Source organism: Arcanobacterium buesumense, assembly GCF_012563545.1.
Lineage (GTDB): Bacteria > Actinomycetota > Actinomycetes > Actinomycetales > Actinomycetaceae > Arcanobacterium > Arcanobacterium buesumense.
Genome location: NZ_CP050804.1, coordinates 1,348,151 through 1,367,998, shown reverse-complemented (window position 1 = coordinate 1,367,998; position 19,848 = coordinate 1,348,151). Strand labels below are relative to the sequence as shown.

At 53.9% G+C, this 19,848-nt stretch carries 14 protein-coding genes; 10 read left to right on the top strand and 4 right to left on the bottom strand.

What is annotated here, in order from left to right:
* Nucleotides 1–131: 131 nt before the first annotated feature.
* The 3 genes from HC352_RS06260 to HC352_RS09005 are packed head-to-tail and all read right to left on the bottom strand — an operon-like array spanning nt 132 to nt 2,144.
* Nucleotides 132–1,064: a PfkB family carbohydrate kinase gene (locus HC352_RS06260; RefSeq protein WP_168918081.1), complete on the bottom strand. Its 933-nt coding sequence runs from the start codon at nt 1,062–1,064 to the stop codon at nt 132–134.
* 54 nt (nt 1,065–1,118) lie between these two features.
* Entirely contained in the window at nt 1,119–1,928 is an 810-nt protein-coding gene (locus HC352_RS06255) for an ADP-ribosylglycohydrolase family protein (protein WP_256367967.1), read from the bottom strand.
* A 9-nt stretch (nt 1,929–1,937) separates the two neighbouring features.
* Nucleotides 1,938–2,144: a hypothetical protein gene (locus HC352_RS09005; protein WP_211080638.1), complete on the bottom strand. Its 207-nt coding sequence runs from the start codon at nt 2,142–2,144 to the stop codon at nt 1,938–1,940.
* A gap of 124 nt (nt 2,145–2,268) precedes the next feature.
* On the opposite strand from HC352_RS09005, the gene HC352_RS06250 reads away from it, so the two are divergent.
* The 10 genes from HC352_RS06250 (at nt 2,269) to HC352_RS06205 (ending at nt 18,978) form a co-directional block, all read left to right on the top strand.
* Complete coding sequence (locus HC352_RS06250) at nt 2,269–2,601, top strand: VOC family protein (RefSeq protein ID WP_168918080.1); 333 nt, start codon at nt 2,269–2,271, stop codon at nt 2,599–2,601.
* Nucleotides 2,602–2,640: 39 nt separating this feature from the next.
* Nucleotides 2,641–3,291 carry a TetR/AcrR family transcriptional regulator gene (locus tag HC352_RS06245; protein ID WP_168918079.1) on the top strand — a complete coding sequence of 217 codons (651 nt, stop codon included), beginning with the start codon at nt 2,641–2,643 and terminating at the stop codon, nt 3,289–3,291.
* A gap of 180 nt (nt 3,292–3,471) precedes the next feature.
* The gene (locus tag HC352_RS06240) at nt 3,472–4,269 is read left to right on the top strand and encodes a biotin--[acetyl-CoA-carboxylase] ligase (RefSeq protein WP_168918078.1); all 798 of its coding nucleotides are present in this window, start codon (nt 3,472–3,474) and stop codon (nt 4,267–4,269) included.
* Nucleotides 4,270–4,295: 26 nt separating this feature from the next.
* Entirely contained in the window at nt 4,296–6,137 is a 1,842-nt protein-coding gene (locus HC352_RS06235; RefSeq protein ID WP_247645177.1) for an ATP-binding protein, read from the top strand.
* On the top strand, nt 6,131–7,753 hold the full coding sequence (locus HC352_RS06230; protein ID WP_369801286.1) for an acyl-CoA carboxylase subunit beta: 1,623 nt from the start codon (nt 6,131–6,133) through the stop codon (nt 7,751–7,753). The genes HC352_RS06235 and HC352_RS06230 overlap by 7 nt, the downstream gene beginning before the upstream one ends.
* Before the next feature lie 53 nt (nt 7,754–7,806).
* Nucleotides 7,807–16,989 (top strand): type I polyketide synthase, encoded by a 9,183-nt coding sequence (locus HC352_RS06225; RefSeq protein WP_211080637.1) that lies wholly within the window; start codon nt 7,807–7,809, stop codon nt 16,987–16,989.
* A gap of 19 nt (nt 16,990–17,008) precedes the next feature.
* A complete protein-coding gene (gene acpS, locus HC352_RS06220) occupies nt 17,009–17,473 on the top strand; it encodes a holo-ACP synthase AcpS (protein ID WP_168918076.1) in 465 nt (154 codons plus the stop codon).
* A 34-nt stretch (nt 17,474–17,507) separates the two neighbouring features.
* A complete protein-coding gene (locus tag HC352_RS06215; RefSeq protein WP_168918075.1) occupies nt 17,508–18,128 on the top strand; it encodes a biotin transporter BioY in 621 nt (206 codons plus the stop codon).
* 56 nt (nt 18,129–18,184) lie between these two features.
* Nucleotides 18,185–18,631, top strand: a complete 447-nt coding sequence (locus HC352_RS06210; RefSeq protein WP_168918074.1) for an arsenate-mycothiol transferase ArsC — start codon at nt 18,185–18,187, stop codon at nt 18,629–18,631.
* 26 nt (nt 18,632–18,657) lie between these two features.
* Nucleotides 18,658–18,978 (top strand): putative heavy metal-binding protein, encoded by a 321-nt coding sequence (locus tag HC352_RS06205; protein WP_168918073.1) that lies wholly within the window; start codon nt 18,658–18,660, stop codon nt 18,976–18,978.
* Between the two features lie 93 nt (nt 18,979–19,071).
* On the opposite strand, the gene phoU is transcribed toward HC352_RS06205, so the two are convergent.
* Nucleotides 19,072–19,752 (bottom strand): phosphate signaling complex protein PhoU, encoded by a 681-nt coding sequence (gene phoU / locus HC352_RS06200; RefSeq protein ID WP_168918072.1) that lies wholly within the window; start codon nt 19,750–19,752, stop codon nt 19,072–19,074.
* Between the last annotated feature and the right edge of the window lie 96 nt (nt 19,753–19,848).

Sequence of the window (19,848 nt, the reverse complement as noted above, 5' to 3'; positions counted from 1 at the left end):
CAATGCTCCCAAGCAAGTTGAAGAAAAATAAAAAGATAATTGTGGTAAGTCTACCATTCTTCGTAGGAACAAAGAGGCGCCTTTAACAGACTCAGAAGAACGCGATTATCGAACACGTCACCGCACGAACACTACCGGTGCTCAGCCAAAAACTCTTCGACCTCTTCAGCAGTTGGGGCACTCATGGGCCCGGAGCGGGTGACGGATATAGCGGCAGCGGCATTGGCACGGCGGACGCTTTCTTCAAGGGATAAACCATGAGCAATACTGGCGAGCACAACCCCAGCATGAGTATCACCGGCCCCGTTGGTATCCACGGCATCAACCGGGAATGTGGGCACCGAGATCACCGATTGCGGATTATCTGCCGAAGAGATTAGGGTCGGTTCTTTTCCTGCTCGAACAACAGCGTAAGCGTGAGGGCGAAGTAGCTCGGCGAGCCTGCTGGCACAGTCTTTCGCCCGAGTTTGGCCAGTGATATGCCGGGCTTCGCGCAGATTACAGGACACAATTGAGGCTCTTGCGATCAGCGGCTGGAAAACCTTTTCCGGCAACTGGCAAACTAACGGCGAAGGATCAAGGAAAACAACCGTTGATTCAGGCACAGTGGCAAGCCATCGAGCTAAGCCGGACGCGTTTGTCTGCGTAGCTAGGCTGTAGCCGGAAACGTAAACAAGATCGTCGTCGTTTATCTGTATCTGCGATAGGTGCTCGAAACTCACCTCACTTTCTGCGCCCACTTGGGTAATAAAAGTTCGTTCTCCGCCCTTATCTACTAGCGCTACGCAAAAGCCGGAATCCGTGCCAGCCACCCGCGGGTAGATTGATGCTAGTTCGTTGTCGGCGAGAGTTTGAGCGATCATATCGCCAAACGGCCCGGTGCCCACCAGTCCGGCAAATTTCACTGGCAGGCCACTACGCTGAGCGGCGAGCATTGAATTGAGGCCACCGCCGGCAACGAGGTGTGTTGTCGTTGCTAGCGCCTCATTTCCTGGGGTGGGAACAGTATCGATAGTCATCACCATATCGACGACGATGCTTCCAGTATGTATTAGGTCTGGCATGATGAGTCCTCAGATCGGTTTGGGGTGATACGTACCGGCCACCACAAGTAATAATTATGGTGTGCGTCGCCGAGAAATAAGTTTGGCGGCGGTGTCTGTGAGGTTCAGGTTGTTCACGGCGTCAATTGTGGTGATGGCATCGCGCGGAAATGCCTCTAGCCCGTAGATCGCACCATAAATACTTCCAGCGATTGCGCCGATGGTATCAGTATCTCCACCACAGTTAGCAGCAAGGCACAGGCCGTCCCACGGGTCAGAAACGACTGCGACGATTGTGAGTGCAGCCACCACAGATTCTTGCGAGGCAAGGGTAGTGCCGACGACGTTGTAGAGCAGATCGGCCAGATCAGATGATTTTTTAGCTAACTCGATAGCGTAGGGTAGACGCCCGGCGATACTAGGGCCTGGAACATGGTGGCCGTATGTTTCCCCAAGCCGAGCAGCGTCCAGTGCTATCGCAACTGATTCGGTGCGGTGTGCGCCGTCAATTCCGGCACTGATAGCTGCTGCTACTGCGGCGGCAGCAGAAATTCCTAACGAGGTGTTGTGGGTTACTGAGCTGGCGTGATGTACGCGCTCTACGAAGGTCTCAAGATTGGTTGCTGAGTAGTAAATGCCAACCGGGGCTATCCGCATCGCAGCGCCGTTGGTCGTCCCATATTGTCCAGACTCCGCAGTGCTTTTCCCGGCAGCGATCGCCGCGATCGCCGCTTTTGTGGACGGGCCGAGAAGGTCGAGTGAGCCTTTGGCTATCATCGTTTCTTCCCATTGCGTTAACGCGTTGGCAAATTCGCGTGGCGGGATTTCACCGTGTTTAATGAGGAGATCGGCGACGATGAGCATCTGCTCAGTATCGTCAGTAATCGTTCCAGCTCACATACCTGCCGCAATGTATTGGTGTGGGCCGGCATCCACGAATCCCTGAATTTCTCCATAATCGGCGAAGATGTGATCTGGCGTCATATCCTGAGTGGGCATGTCGAGCGCATCGCCGATAGCAGTGCCATACAGCGTTGCGATTGCGTTATCAATTCCGTGATTGACGCTATTGTGCGTGTGCGAGTTTTTCATATTCGTCATGCGGCATATATCGGTGTGATGTAGCTAAGTGATCGTGATAACCTCGGGTGCGTGGGGTGTCCATGGTGAAGAAATACATCAACTCCACACGTCATTATAGCCACGTAGAGCAAAGGGAGAAACCGTGAAGCTTTTGGTTATCAATTACGCACGGGACCATGCGCAAAATATTCGATTTTATCAGGCACTAGGTCTTGAGCTGAACCGTGCTATCGATCCGGTGTGGACCGAGATGGAATCGCAGGGGGCAACGCTGGCTGTACATAGCTACGAGTCGGCTAATTTCCCTAAAGCTGGGTATGAGGTGTGTATGGTTGCTGAAAAGCCACTTGAAGAAGTCCAGGCTGATCTTATAGGGGCTGGTTTCGACGGTGGTCGAATCGTCGTCGAAGATTTTGGGCGTTCGCTTCGGGTGGTCGATCCAGATGGTAACGAGTTGCAAATTAACGATCACTGAGCTTAGCTATCTGTTAGCGATGTTGTGATCGGAGGCCTGATGAGTGACCGTTTTGAAACCCAAGAGCGTTTGATTGCGGCGACGCGCCAGGTGATGGTTACTCATGGTATCGAAGGGTGTACCTTAGAGCGTATTTGTGCTCAGGCGGGCTATAGCCGCGGCGCGTTCTATTCAAACTTCATTGATAAAGAAGAGTTGTTCACTTTCGTGGCGCGCTACGAGTATGACACGACGATTTCGCGTATGAATGAGGTGTTGGTGCAGTGGGAAGAAGAGCTCGAGGCGGGTGTGCTCCCACTGAGCGAGCAAGCCGATCATATTCACAAGATGAACGTGCTCTTAGGTAAAGCGCTGGCGGCTTTGCACTTGGATCGTTATTACTTCATTGTGCATAACGAAATGTTGGTGCGCGCTATTCGGGTTCCGGCGTGGGGAAAACAATTTAGCGATATTAACCGGGAATTCGTTTCATCTATGGCCAAGATTTTGAATAAGATCCTTGCTATCGTGGGGCGGCAGATGACTTCTGAGTCGGAGATTGTTGCCCAGGCTGTCATTGGTGTGGCCTTGCGTTCCTCAGGTTATGCTGCTTGGCAGCAGGAGGATCTGGCGGGCAGTGGTGATGAAATCAACGCTCTTATTGTGCAGTTACTTGAGGCGTGTTCGGAGCCCATTTCATCTGAAAACTAGCGTGGTGACATACGCAACAAACTATGGTTACGTAACCGTAGTTTATCGTGAGAATTCCTCAAAAATATAAATCTTATAGTGACCGAATGAGCGTCGATATACATTAATGTATTTAGAAGTTGTCCGCGCAACTCATAGGGTTTGGCATATACGAAAAGTCGCCAAACGAAAAGAGGGCCCGTGGTTCACATCATCCATCACGAACTCCTCGATAGCACTCAATATGAAGCTCAGCGGTTATTCCCTGAATACGACGACGCCGATGCTGGCGTTTTGTTCGTCGTCACCGCTCACGCCCAAACTCACGGACGCGGCCGCTTTAACCGCACGTGGTCTGCACCCGGTGGAACCTGTTCGCTGACCACATTTGGCGTGCGCATCCCACGCCACTACCGCGAACAAGCCCCGTGGCTCACCGCTTTAGGTGCGCTGGCTGCATACGAGACCATCAGCACTCAGTTCCCAGCGTTGACCCCAGATCTGGCCATTAAATGGCCCAATGATCTGATGATCGACGGTAAAAAACTTGGCGGAGTAATCGCCACCATCGCCGATCCACCAACTGCCTCCTCATGGATAGATATCGCCTTCGGCATTGGCATTAATACGACGATGAGCGCCAGGCAATTGCCCGTCACTACCGCCACCTCGATCCGCCTCGCACTCGATAACCGCAACGCTGCAACCGCCGTCGTCACCGATACTTTCCGGAAAGCGATGATCGCCACCACTTTAGAGCTTATCGAGCTGTGGCAGGCAGGTCACTACGATGCCCGCGCGTGTGGCTTAGCTACCCAATTCGAACAACGATTAGCCACCATCGGTGAGCAGATCATCGCAACAGTCCTCACCAACCAAACCCCCCACCACTTCACCGGAACCATGACCGGGGTAACCAACAACGGCCACGCCATCATTCATACCGCCACCGGATCACACATTTTATCGGCTGGCGATGTGACCTTGCGGCGCATCTAAGAATAACGTCCACAAAAGGAGACGCAGTGACATATCCACAATCCATCTTGGTAGCAAACCGTGGCGAAATAGCCGCTCGTATCTTCCGCACTGCACGTGAAATGGGGATCCGATCCATCGCTTTATATGCTGATCCCGATCGAGGAGCAACCTGGACGAAACTCGCTGACGATGCCTACGCCTTGCCCGGAACAACATCTGCACAGACCTATCTTAACGGTCCAGCAATTATCGAGATCGCCCAGCGAGCCGGTGCCCACGCCATCCACTCCGGCTACGGATTCCTCTCCGAAGATCCCGAATTTGCCCAGCAGGTTATCGATGCTGGAATGACATGGATCGGGCCTAGCCCACAAGCAATTTCAACTCTGGGAAACAAATCTCAAGCCCGCCGCCTGGCCACCAAACTCGGGGTTGGACTTATTCCCGGTACCCAAGACGCAATCCGTAACCAGAAGCAGATAGTGCAATTCGCTCGGGAGGCCGAATTCCCGATTTTGCTGAAAAATCCAACAGGTGGGGGAGGGCGGGGCATCCTCGAACTCCGATCCGATCACGAGGTCGAAGCGCTATGGAAAGATCATGGTTTAGCGCCAGCGGACGAACTCCCGCCAGACCACGCCCTGAGCCAGTTCTTCATAGAAAAGCGCCTCATTGCAGCCCGGCACATCGAAACCCAATGCTTACGCGACCAGCACGGAAATTTCTGGATGGCCTCAACTCGTGACTGTTCGGTTCAACGTCGTAACCAAAAACTCATCGAAGAAGCCCCAGCCCCTGCGTTACCTCAAGCAACCCTCGATCTGCTCCAGCAGTGGTCTCAAGAACTGTTCACCGCCGTCGATTACGTCGGAGCTGGAACGTGCGAATTCCTCGTCGATCACAACAACACCCCATACTTCCTCGAAGTCAATCCGCGACTCCAAGTAGAACACACAGTCACCGAAGAAGTCACCGGCACTGACCTCGTCCGCCTCCAAATCGCTATTGCTTTTGGAGCCAACCTCAACGAGATAGCGCCGGTCACTATGGCACCACGCGGTCACAGCTTGCAGATGCGCATCACGAGTGAAGACCCGAACCGTCACCTGATGCCAAGCGCCGGTACCGTCACCGAGATCGAATGGCCCAAAGGCCCAGGAATTCGGATCGAGGCCGCACTGGCACCGGGAGAAAATATCCCGGTTGCCTTCGATTCGATGATTGCCAAAATTATTGTCTGGGCCCCTACCCGCCAGCAACTTATTGCACGCTCACTGCGAGCCCTAGGCGAACTGCAAATTACCGGGGTTGCGTGCTCGGCTCCGCTCTACGAACACATTTTATCCGGTACGGCTTTCGCTGATCCGGTTGGCGGTAAAGTCCACACCCGCTGGTTAGAAGAAACCCAGTTGGGTGACTTTGAAGCAGACAATCTCAGTACTTCGGCTCAACCAGAAGGCAGTGAGTCGAGGCAACCGGTACTCAGCGAAGAATACGACATCGAAATTGATGGCCGACGTCACCGAATCCGGCTGCCTCGCGAATTATTCGCCAATTTCACGCAAAGGCCAGTACCAGACCTTGGGCGAGCGCAAATTGTGCGGCGCGGGCGTCGTGCATCACAACTCAACCAGACCCACATTGATGATCCACGTACGGTGCGCGCTCCCATGCAAGCAACTGTTATTCGCCTGGCGGTAACGCCCGGAGATGTTGTTGAAGCAGGCGATCTTATTGCAGTTATTGAAGCAATGAAAATGGAACAACCCTTATCGGCTCCCATGTCTGGGGTGGTCAGCGACATCTGTGTAGCAGTTGGAGATTCAGTGAACTCAGACCAAGTATTAGTCACGTTGAGCACACGAGAAGAAAAGGATGAATCGTGAACACTAAACCTCGAATCATTGAGCGTGCGAAAGACACCGCCAAATGGATTACGTCCTTCGGGCAACGGCCGGCTCAAACTTGCGACACCTATATTTCGCATGTGCAGCATTTGCACACGAAAGGTGAAGAGCGAGCACGCGCTGTGCAACATGCGAAAGGGAAAAAGACTGCCCGCGAACGCATAAGTCTACTTCTTGACCCAGGTACATTTCACGAAATTGGCCGTTTTGCGGGCGGAAATATCGATGAAGACTATTTGGGTTCGGGCGTCGTGACGGGGTTTGGAGAAATTTCGGGCCGAGCAGTGGCGATTATTGCTCAGGACTTTTCAGTGCGCGGGGGAACCTTAGGTGACGTTGAAGGCACAAAAATACTGCATTTGATGGACCACGCTATCGATATGCGTATGCCCATTATTTCCTTGCTCGATTCGGGCGGTGCCCGGATCCAAGAAGGCGTGGCGGCGCTCTCACAGTACGGTCAGATTTTTCGTAAAACGAGTGCAGCGTCGGGTGTGGTTCCACAGATTTCAGTTATTTTAGGGCCATGCGCGGGCGGAGCTGTGTATGGACCGGCATTAACTGATTTCGTGATTATGACCAAGGATTCGTCATATATGTTCGTCACCGGGCCAGAAGTTGTGCGTGCGGTCACTGGTGAAGATGTGACCTCCAATGATCTGGGTGGGGCACAGTTACATTCTGCAACCACCGGCGTAGCTCACTATATGGCTCACGACGAAGAAGACGCCTTAGATTATACGCGTAGTTTGCTTTCCTACTTGCCGAGTTCTTCTGAAGAAGACGCACCAAGATTTGCATACACTGCCAATGACGACGACGAAGCGCGCGCGAGTGAAGTAGGGCAGTTGGTTCCAGTTAATCCGAAACAGTCCTATGACATGGTGGAGGTCATTGAACATCTCGTTGACCACGGTGAATTTTTGCAGGTTCAAGAACTGTTCGCCGCCAACGTGGTAGTTGGTTTCGGAGCATTCGCGGGCCGTAGCGTCGGAATTGTTGCCAATCAATCATGCGTTGATGCTGGAACGCTTGATGTTCATGCTTCGGAAAAAGCTTCGCGCTTTGTGCAGTTTTGCCACGCGTTTAATATCCCGATTGTCACCTTGGTGGATGTGCCAGGCTACCGCCCGGGCACCGAACAAGAGCGTGCCGGAATTATCCGCAGGGGTGCTAAGCTCATTACTGCTTACGCAACTGCCACTGTTCCACTGGTGACGATTATTGTACGCAAAGCATACGGCGGTGCCTACATTGTTATGGGGTCAAAGTCGATGGGCGCTGATTTTAACTATGCGTGGCCTGGTGCTGAGATTACGGTGATGGGATCAGAAGGCGCGGTCAATATCGTTCACCGCAAAGAACTCAAAGAGCTCAAAGCTGCCGGGTCAGATGTGCAGCGGGCACGCAAGCGATTCGAACAAGCCTACTCGACCCAAGCTGTTAACCCTAATCTTTCACTAGAGATTGGCGCACTCGACGGGTTGATTACTCCAGAACAAACTCGGCAAACAATTATCTCCTCGCTTGTCCTTGCTCAAGCCAAACGTCGTCCACAGCGCATTGAACGCCACAGCTCAAATCCGCCACTCTAATACCTTCGCAATCCAGTTTATTTTCCCAATTTTCCCCAATGACAAGGATAAAAATGATTAGTGCATTAACATCACCACACACCACGTTCGTCTTCGCCGGCCAAGGTTCGTCCTGGGTGAGTGAGCTGCATGATTATTACGCCGATGGTACCGCCCAGTATTTAACGGAGCTGCTCACCAATGCGCGAGCAAAAGTTGCGGGTGTGGCGCGCGAGATCGCCACCGCTATTCCACAAGCACCGGCACGTCTCGACGATGTGTTGTCCGCCAAGAACACCTCATCGACAGATCTCGATGCCACCGCTGCAGTATCAATGCCAGGTATCTTGCTTGCACATATCGGCGCCTTGATCCAGCTTGATAACAGCGCAGTAGACGTTAAAAACGTGCCAATACTTGGCCATTCACAAGGCATTTTGGCTGCCTACGCTGCTAAGGCTATCAATTCAACCAACGAGCTTGAAGATCTCGTCGCGTTATCGCTCATTATCGGTGCAGCTGCCAGCTTGCGAGTGCGCGAATTGGGCGGATCGCCTACAGCGTCTCGGATGCTTTCAGTACGTGGATTATGCGCCGATGCAATCAACGAAGGTTTGGCCCACGTCGCCACAACCGAACCAGGCTCTCCCAATGTTGCCTTACGGAACGGACCTCAGGCCTTCGTTCTTTCTGGGCACCCAGAAAAGCTAGCGCTTGCGAAAGCAACCTTGATAAGCGGCGTGGAACGCCACAATGCCGCGATTGAGGCTAAAGTGCGTGGCGGGTCAATTCTTGATCCCATCTTCGATGAGCTACCGGTAGCCGTTCCCTTCCATCACCCAAGTATGCAGCCGGCAGTTGACACAGCAGTTCAGTGGGCGCAGCTTTGTGGATTGGATACAGAACTCGTCGCACACATGGCTCAAGAAATACTGCTCACGCCCCAAGATTGGCCCAACCAGGTAGCCAGTGTGGCACACAATACCCAAGCTCTTGCGATTGTTGGTCCCGGAAGCGGATTAGTGCGCATGACCGAGCAACTGGTCCAAGGCGGCCCAATCGTCGTCGTTGATGCGTCGGACACGCTCAAACGTGACCAGCTCACCGCACCCGGCTCCCAACTGCCAACCGCCATTGACTATTCGCGATTCGCTCCTCAACTGGTCGAACTGCCAGACGGACAGGTCGTGGTAGAAACCGCGTTTACTCGCCTGACTGGAAATTCACCGATTATTTTGGCCGGTATGACCCCGACAACTGTTGATCCAGAAATTGTTGCTGCCGCAGCAAACACCGGATACTGGGCGGAACTAGCTGGCGGTGGGCAGTACTCACTCGAAGTCTTTACAGCGAATAAGGATGGCTTAGTCAAAGATCTCCAGCCGGGCCGCACCGCCCAGTTCAACACCATGTTCTTTGATCGGTTCATGTGGAATCTCCAATTTGGTGCGCAAAAGATCGTCTCCAAAGCACGTGCGGCAGGCGCACCCATTAACGGCGTAACGATCTCAGCCGGTATTCCAGAACTGGAGGAAGCAACTGAACTCATTGAGTCCTTGCACGCAGAAGGCTTCCCATATATTTGTTTCAAGCCCGGCACGGTACAACAGATCAAAGCAGTGTTGAGCATTGCTGAGGCCAACCCGCAAGCCCAACTGATTATGCAGGTTGAAGACGGCCATGCTGGTGGCCACCATTCGTGGGTGAATCTCGATGATTTGCTACTCGAAACTTATGCTGAGATTCGCCGTCGGCCAAATGTAGTGTTGTGTGTGGGTGGCGGTATTGGCACCCCGCACATCGCAGCCGACTACATCACTGGCCGGTGGGCGTTACGCCACGACATGCCCGCAATGCCAGTCGATGGCATTTTGGTGGGTACGGCAGCGATGACAGTCAAAGAAGCAAAAACTTCCCCACAGGTGAAGCAACTGTTAAAAGACACCCCCGGTATCACCATCGATAACGACGGCGGGTGGGTAGGCCGCGCGCGTTCACGTGGGGGAGTGGCCTCCGGATTATCGCACTTGCATGCAGACATGTACGAAATTGATAACGACTCTGCAGCATGTTCTCGATTACTGGCCGAGGTCGGTTCAGATATGGATGTGATTAATCAGCGCCGAGATGAGATTATGATGGCGTTGAATAAGACCGCCAAGCCATTCTTTGGCGAGGTCAACCAAATGACGTATCACGAATGGGGTGCACGCTTCTTAGAATTGTCTTACCCGTGGTGTGATCCGACGTGGAGTGACCGTTTCTTAGACTTACTCCATCGCATCGAAGCCCGGTTACACGAAGTCGATCATGGCCCAATCCAGACTCTCTTTGCTGATATCGACGCCGTTGAAGATGGTCCACATGCCTTAGCACTGCTACGTAAACACTATCCTCATGCAGCGACGACGATCGTGAATGAACGCGATGCCGCCTGGTTTATCTCCTTGTGCCGCAAGCATCACAAGCCAATGCCGTTCGTTCCTGTTATCGACGCCGATCTGGCACGCTGGTGGGGATTGGATACGCTCTGGCAGGCCCAAGACGAACGCTACGATGCCCAAAGCGTGCGCGTTATTCCAGGCCCAGTTTCGGTAGCGGGAATTGATCGCGTTGATGAACCCGTAGCTGAGCTTTTGGGCCGATTCGAAGCCGCATGTATTTCTCGGTTGAGTGCGCAAGGAGTGAAGCCTGTAGCTCGTTTTGCTCGTCTGAATTCGGCAAGCACCGTTGAAGAATATGTGCGTGCTGTGCCGCATATTGTGTGGAATGGGCACTTGATCGACAACCCCGCGCACACGCTCAGTCCGCAAGCATGTGAACTCCGCGACACTACTGCGGGCTGGGAAATCGTTATTAGTGCAGATACCTATTGGGATGGTTTGCCCCAGCCACACCCATACGCGGTCCGTGAGGTGAGTATTCCACTCGATCTGCCACCATCGGTTGCCACCGGCGCGGTACCAACCGTGAGCCGGGAGCGCTTACCACAAGCCGTCTACGGTCTGCTTGCGGCAGTAGCCGGAATCGGTTCGACGTCGGTGGGTGGTGATGAACTGCGCGCCTTGCCGCGCGTGGTCCCAAACGAAAATACCCCGTTCGGCGTCGTTCATGATCAGGTAACGATCACGCCAGATGTGTGGCGTACCCACATGTCGGCAACTGGCGCAGTTATCGCAGCTACAACTGAAGGCGAAGAACTGCGTATTGCCAACGCCACCGCTGATACTCTTGTCGGCCCATGCTGGCCGGCGATTTATGCAGCACTTGGCTCAGCATACCTTCCCGATGGGTATCCGGTGATTGAAGGCTTGCTCAACGCAGTCCACCTCGATCACTGCATCGATCTTGATGTTGCGGTAGCACAATTGTCCACTTCGGAAATGCGCGTTGCAGTTCGGGCACAAACCCGAGTCTTGAGCGAGTCCGCATCGGGGAGAATCGTCACAGTAGATCTGGAATTAACCCACGAGGGCAAGCGGATCGCCCGATTGATCGAACGCTTTGCGATTCGCGGTCGCATCACGACAACGACTGCACCTACCCCAGTAGCTGGGTTTGGTGGTCAAGGCCGGCACATCACTGCCACGCCACGGTCATTTGTTCGTCGCGTAAATATCTCAGCACCCACTGATATGACTCCGTTTGCGATCGCCTCGGGTGACTACAACCCGATTCACACCTCCCAGCATGCGGCCGCATTAGTCGGCTTGAAAGACGCCTTAGTTCATGGGATGTGGCTATCTGCCGTTGCCCAGGCTGTGGCCTGTGCCGGTGAAGGAAGTCATAGTCAACGCCAGCTCGTTGGATGGACCTATTCGATGTATGGCATGGTTCAACTCAACGATGACATAGATATTTTGGTTGAGCGGATCGGCCGGGGCTCCAACGCTACCGACGCCATCGAGGTGACCTGCCGAATCGGCGATGCGGTTGTCTCCCGCGGTCAGGGCCTGCTTGCTCCAGCCCGCACCGCCTACGTCTACCCAGGCCAAGGAATCCAATACGTTGGCATGGGAACAAATGATCGTCAACGGTCTGCAGCAGTGCGTGACGTGTGGGAGCGTGCCGACAAGCATACCCGCCGGGCCCATGGCTTTTCGATCATCCATATTGTTGACAACAACCCAACCGAGCTCAAGGTCGGCGATCAGATTCTGCGTCACCCAGAAGGGGTCATGAACCTGACCCAGTTCACCCAAGTTGTGCTCGCCGTCCTTGCCTATGGACAAACCCAACGCATGATTGACGAAAACGCCTTCGTTCCGGGTGCGATCTACGCTGGTCATTCGCTCGGCGAATACACAGCATTAGCATCCTGTGCAGGTATTTTCGATCTTGAATCGGTGATCGACGTCGTCTACTCGCGTGGCTCGGCGATGCATGCGCTCGTTGAACGAGACCAAGCAGGCCGCTCTCAGTATCGATTGGGTGCCTTGCGCCCGAATCAGTGCGGTGTGAGTGCCGAGGAAGTCACCGATTTCGTTGACGATCTTGCCCAGCGCACCGGAGAGTTCCTCCAGATCGTCAACTACAACCTTGCCGGCCAGCAGTATGCGGTAGCTGGCACGGTTGCTGGATTACAAGCCTTGGCACATGAGGCTGAAGTTCTTGCCGAGCGTGCTGGCGGTCAGCGGCCCTTCATGCTCATCCCCGGAATCGATGTTCCATTCCATTCGCGGGTCTTGCGCGCTGGCGTTCCCGCCTTTGCACAAAAACTCGATGAACTGTTGCCCGCCGAACTTAACTACGAGATCCTCGTCGATCGCTATATTCCTAACCTGGTTGCGCGACCATTCGAGCTCACTCGTGACTTTGCACAGGCAATCTGTGACCAGGTTCCTTCCCAGATCCTCACCGATCTGCTCGCTGACGCCGACCGCTTTGAAACCCTCGTTGCCCAGGCTCCTGGGAAAGTGGCGCGCATCCTCGTCATCGAATTGCTCTCCTGGCAGTTCGCCTCACCAGTTCGCTGGATCGAAACCCAAGAACTGCTCTTTAGTGCTCGCGAACAGGGCGGTCTAGGAGTTGAACAACTCGTTGAAGTCGGTTTGGGGCAAGCGCCAACCTTGGCAAACCTCGCCGCGAAAACTCTGCAACTTCCACACATGCTCAACGCTCATGTGCTCGTTCGCAACCTTGAACGCGACGAAGCAGCACTGTATGCAACCGATTCCACACCCATCCCACCACGTGAATCGGCAACCGAACCGGGCGCACACACCAACGTCGAACCGACCCAACACGATAGCCCACCAGCCACGCCGCCACAAACTCCAGCCGCGCAACCTTCTGAAATGACAACGCCACAACCACCAACACACGCAGGAAACACTCCTAGCGGCCCACTGCCAGAACTGAGCTTTGACGCCGCCCAAGCACTGCTAACCCTGTTGGCGTTGCAAAACAAATTACTGCCAGAACAAATCGCTCCAATCGATACCACTGACAGTTTGACTAACGGAGTCTCTTCGCGCCGAAACCAGCTATTGATGGATATGAGTACCGAACTTGGTGTTGCCACAATCGACGGCGCAGCTGAAGCCGACGTCGCCACCTTACGTTCGCGTGTCACCGTAGCTGCACCGCGATACACCCCATACGGTCCGGTTCTCGGCGATGTGATGCGTAGCCGTCTACGCACAATCTTCGGGGCTTCAGGCGTTAAACCAAGCGAAATAACCAATCGCGTCACTGGCGCATGGGCGCTACCAGAATCCTGGATCCCATGGGTAGAAGTCACCCTCGTGCTTGGCACTCGCGAGGGCGAATCCGTACGCGGCGGTAGCCTTTCGACCCTTGGCACACAAAGCGCAACCTCGAAGGCACAAGCAACTGAGCTCATCGACGCAGCCGTACACGCCGTCGCACGTCACCACGATGTCCACGTCTCCCTACCCGGAAGCGGCGCAGGCACAAGCTCAGTTGTTGATTCAGCTGCGCTAGAAGCCTACGCAGACCACGTCACTGGACCAAACGGCATCCTTGCCACCGCTGCCCGTACCGTTCTTGCCCAACTGGGACTCCAACCAACCCCTGAATATCAAGAAACGCAGACAAGTGACGAGCTAGTAAAAACTGTCGAAGCTGAACTAGGGGAGCACTGGTTCGACTCCGTCCAGCCACATTTCGATGCGCGCCAAGCAGTAGTGTTCGATGACCGCTGGGCAAGCGCTCGCGAAGAACTTGCCCGTGCGGCAACCTCAGGTAGTGCAGTGGATCCGCATCGGTTTACCGGCACCGGTGCCGCTGTTGCCGCCCAAGCTAGGTGGTGGGCACGCCAGCTTGCCAACCAGCCACATATTGCTCAAACCTTCAACGATGCTGCTGATCAAGCGCAGAACTACACTCCCGCTCGCTACCGTGACGAGGTCGCTGTTGTTACCGGTGCGGCACCCGGATCGATTGCCAGTTCTGTGGTAGCAAAGCTCCTTGCTGGAGGAGCAACTGTGGTGATGACCGCTTCGCGCATCACACCAGCACGCCTCGATTTTGCTCGCCAACTTTACGCTGAGCATGCTTGCGCAGGTGCAACACTGTGGCTCGTTCCAGCAAATCTGTGCGCCTACCGTGACGTCGATAGTGTGGTGGAGTGGATTAATAGTGAGCAGGTAGAAACCAAGGGCGAGGTGACGACGGTGATCAAGCCTTCCTTGCTCCCAACGCTCGCCTTCCCATTCGCTGCTGGGCGAGTATTCGGCTCGCTGTCGGATACTGGTGGTCACACCGAATCTCAAGCACGATTGTTGCTGTGGAGCGTTGAACGCCTCATTAGTCGATTGGCTGAAGTAGCGATTTCAGCGGGGAATCAGTCACGAGTACATGTGGTGCTTCCTGGTTCGCCAAACCGCGGCACATTTGGTGGCGATGGCGCATATGGTGAAGTCAAAGCCGCTTTCGATGCCATTTGCAACAAATGGCATGCTGAAGCTGGCTGGCCACAGGCCATCACCTTGGCACAGCCACGCATCGGCTGGGTGGCCGGTACACATTTGATGAGCGGAAACGACGGACTTGTTCCTGCAGCTCAAGCTGCCGGAATCCACGTCTTTACCCCAGATGAAATTTCCGAACATCTCTTAGCATTATGTACCCGCGAAGCCCGCGAGCAAGCTCAGCACGCTCCATTAGACGCTGACCTAACCGGCGGTCTTGGGCAAGCAAATATGTCCTTGCCTGAATTGGCACGTCACGCTGGCATAAACCAACGAAGTCTAGATTCACAGGCAAATGATGAACAACACCAGCCTGCCACCATTCTTGCGCTCCCATCGCAGATAGCACCAACATTGGCACCGGAAGTGAGTGTAGGGGAAGTCACGACATCTCTCAAAGACATGGTCGTCGTCGTAGGAACCGGTGAAGTATCGGCATGGGGATCAGGACGAACCCGTAGCCAAGCCGAATACGGTTTGCAGCGTGACGGCAGTGTGGAATTGACGGCTGCTGGAGTCCTTGAATTAGCGTGGATGATGAATCTGATCCAATGGTCAAACGATCCGCATCCGGGCTGGTATGATCTCCACGGTACCCATGTGCCTGAAGCAGAAATCTATGATCGTTACCGAGACGAAGTTGTGGCACGCTGTGGTATCCGAACGTTAGCAGATAGCTCAAATCTGGTCGATCAGGGGTCAATTGACACTGCGAGAATCTTTTTGGATCGCGATATTGAATTCACGGTTCCAACCCACGCTGAGGCACTAGACTATGTCGCTGCCGACGCCGATGCCACCCGAATATATGAAGGCGAGGACGGCGACTGGGTGGTATGCAAGCGTGCTGGCTCCATCGCCCGCGTTCCGAAGCGGGCAACCTTGTCGCGTACGGTTGGCGGCCAGTTACCAACTGACTTCGATCCAGCGCGCTGGGGGATCCCCGCGTCCATGCTCGATAGTATGGACCGGATTGCGGTATGGAATCTGGTGACAGCAGTTGACGCTTTCTTGTCTGCTGGTTTCACTCCGGCCGAACTCTTGCGCGCAGTTCATCCCAGCGATGTGGCATGCACTCAGGGAACTGGTATTGGTGGTATGGAATCACTCCGTAAAGTTTTCCTCGATCGCTTCTTAGGTGAGGATCGTCCGCAAGATATCTTGCAAGAAGCATTGCCCAATGTGGTTGCAGCACACGTCATGCAAGCATATGTTGGTGGCTATGGTGCGATGATCCATCCAGTTGCTGCCTGTGCAACCGCTGCCGTCTCTGTTGAAGAGGCAGTAGATAAGATCACAGTTGGAAAGGCAATGTTCGTTGTTGCCGGCGGCATTGACGATATCGGTGTGGAATCGTTGACCGGTTTCGGTGACATGAATGCAACCGCAGATTCTGCTGTGATGGCGGCAAAAGGAATCAGTGAACGCTTCTACTCGCGGGCAAATGATCGACGTCGAGGTGGCTTCGTCGAAGCTGCTGGTGGTGGAACTGTACTGTTGGCACGCGGTGATGTTGCTGCAGAACTTGGTCTGCCAGTTCTCGCCGTCGTGGCACACGCCCAGTCGTATGCTGATGGTTCTCATACGTCTATTCCCGCCCCAGGTATCGGCGCCTTGGGTGCAGCCCGGGGCGGTAGGAAATCGGTGATTGCAACGTCCCTAGCAGGTTTGGGTCTTAGCCCAGATGATGTTCGGGTTGTCTCCAAGCACGATACCTCCACAAATGCCAATGATCCGAACGAAACTGAGCTTCATCAGCGCATGTGGCAGGCGGTGGGACGCACTGACGGTAACCCACTCTTTGTTATTTCGCAAAAGTCGGTGACTGGTCACGCCAAGGGCGGCGCTGCATTATTCCAGATTGCTGGATTAACCGAGGTGTTACGCACTGGACGTATCCCGGGCAATATTGCCCTAGACTGTGTGGCTCCAGAAATCGCCGATAAGGGCGGGGACTTTGTGTGGTTGCGTCAGCCGTTGGATCTAGGTGTTGGCCAAGTCAAGGCAGCAGTGCTCTCCTCGCTGGGCTTCGGGCATGTTTCGGCAGTAGTTGTTTTGGCTCATCCAGAATGCTTCACACGTGCACTGGCAAATGCTGGTGGCGATGTTACGGTGTGGCGTGAACTAGCACAAGCTCGCCTGCATGCTGGAGCTCGACGGATCAATGCGGGCATGATTGGCGATAAGCCACTCTTTGAACCTGCCGCTGGACGCCGACTACCTGAATACGGGGCACACGAGGCGGAAGTTGCGATGTTGCTCGATCCGCACACTCGCCTCACCGATGCTGGCATCTTCCCCGGCGTAGGGCACGAAGGTTAAGGCCGGGGTAGTGAACACTATGGATCATCAGCAGATTTTCCGGGATTTAGGGGCGGCCGCGTTGGCGACTGCCGGCCGCCCCCTGTCCGGCATCGGCATAGATCTGGTTGCTATTTCGCACTTTAGTGGCCAGCTGGCACAGCCGGGCAGTAGCTTCCGTACCATTTTCACTGCCCGAGAACAGCGTGCCTGTTTAGTTGCTGCCGATCCGGACGCATCATTTGCAGCGCGCTGGGCTGCCCGGGAAGCCTTCATTAAGGCGTGGTCCCAAGCACTATATGGACATCAGCCGGCGATCGCCGATACAGTTGAGGTTTTCTCTCAGATCGAAGTTCTTCTCGATGCGTGGCATCGTCCTGCTCTTGTTCTTTCTGGGGAGGTAAAAGAAGCCTTCGAGTGTTCATTACCGCCAGCACAGATCTGTATTTCTCTGTCCCATGATGGCAACTATGCCGCAGCGATAGCTGTTATTTGCCAACAATAAATGATTGTTTCGTTCAACTATTAAAGGATTATTCATGTTTTCTACTCGTGTCCCAGTTCGACTAACCGGCCCAGCAACGACTCCGTTTATGGTGCATCACGTGGCTCAAACGCGTCTCAATACGTTGGTTTTGGTTGCTTGTGGCGCATTCATGATGGGGGTATTGGCCCAACTGAATGTCACTATCGGCGCTGTTCCCATTACTGGCCAAACATTTGGGGTGATGGCCTTGGGCGTCACCTTAGGGTATCGGCGAGCCACGGCAGCAATGGTGACTTATGTTGTGGGTGGCCTAGCCGGTATTCCATGGTTTGCACATTTTACTGGTGGACCACTGATGATATTTAAGCCCACCTTTGGCTATCTGATCGGTTTCATCGTTGCTACAGCTGTGGTTGGGTGGCTGGCACAACACGGCTGGGATCGTCGAATCTCGACCTCGCTATTGATGTATGGGGGAGCTTCCTTCGTTATCTACGCTTTCGGCGTCCCGTATCTGTGGCTCATGATGCACGCCACGGGTGTTGACCTTGGATGGAGTGAATTGATGTGGGCAGGAATGTTGCCGTTCATCCCAGGAGATGCATTGAAGTGTGCGTTAGCTGCGGTGCTCTCACCACAGGCACGGGTGGCAGTTTCACGTGTCGAACCTTAACAGAATGCGATAAACTGGTCGAACGTTATCAACCGACTGGCGAAAGAAGATATGCGATGAAGCATACTAACCGTAACCACGTAGTGACGGTGTTGTTCGCATGCCGAAAAAATGCCGGACGGTCACAGATTGCGGCTGCATTGATGGCGGCAAAAACTGACGATCGTGTACGTGTGCTTTCTGCCGGTACAACTCCCGCTCGTGAGCTTCATCCCCAAACGTATGAGACCTTAGCTGAAATCGGATTGGAACCACTCGATACTACGCCTACCATGCTCACCGGCGATAATGTTTCCCAAAGCGACTGGATCATCACCATGGGGTGCGGCGAAAGTTGCCCAATTTTTCCCGGCACACACTATGAAGACTGGGACGTGGCAGATCCAGCAAACCAGCCAGCCAGCGTCGTTCGAGAAATACGTGAAGATATTGCACAGCGAGTCGATCAGCTCATTGCACGCCTCGGCCTCGACCAACCCACCACAAGTTATACATCAACTTAGTCTCACACACTACGCGGAGGTATTCGATGATTTCAGTAACCACACCAACAATCGAAGGACACCACATCGTTCGCTATCACGGCATCGTCTTTGGCGAAGTCATCCAAGGCGTGAACGCACTCAAGGATCTCAGTGCCGGATTAACGAACTTCTTTGGTGGCCGGTCTGTCTCCTACGAAGAAGAGCTCCTACACAGCCGGGAATCAGCCATCCACGAAATGGAAAACCGAGCAAGTGCACTTGGCGCAAACGCCGTCGTCGGTGTCGATATCGACTACGAAGTACTCGGCACTGGAAACAACATGCTCATGGTCACCGCCTCTGGAACAGCCGTCTACATCGACTAAGCTCACAAATACCACTACACCAATCTCGGCACAAAAACATTCGCGCTGGTAAGGACTTCCTCCACCAGCGCGAAGTGCCTTCATAGCCCGTTTTCAGATCTCGGTAAGATCAACTTCGGCAAACGGGTCGCTAAAATCTTGAATACCATTGACCATGAACTGCACTCGTTGGGCCACCGAAACCGCGTGATCGCCAAACCGTTCGAGATATCTGCCAAGCAAGATAATGTCAATTATTTCTTGCCGGGTCAGATCAAGGTCATTGTCGAGAACGTAGCTAAATGTCTTCTCGTGCAACTCATCAAGGAAATCATCTTCTTCTTCGATAGCAGTAGCAAATTTCAGGTCGCGAGTTTCAATGAGTAGTGCCACGTTTTCCGCCATTGAGCTAGCGTGCTCGGCCATTTTCACAAGTACGCCAAGCGCAGTATCTGGCAAAACTGCGTGCGGATAACGGCTACGAGCAACATACGCGATATGCCGGGCAAGATCGCCCATCTGCTCCAAAATAGAAGATACACGTAACGCAGAAACAACAACACGCAGATCGGAAGCAACTGGCGCTTGGCGAGCCAAGATCGAAACCCCCATCTCGTCAATTGACCGTTCAAAGAAGTCAATCTTACGATCGGCGTCGATAACTTTTTCAGCCTTAGCCAAGTTAGCATCACGCATCGCCACGCTCGCTCGGTTCATTGCCTTCTTTACGGCCTTGGCTTCAAGCACGATAGTATCTGATAAGCGGTTCATCTGTTGATGGAAAAGTTCGCGCACAAGATCTCCTCAGTTGCGGGGGTATAACACGGCTGTCTTCATAGAAGTAAAGCATATTTGCGTTAATTTTTACCCACCTGAAGGTTAACAACTGGT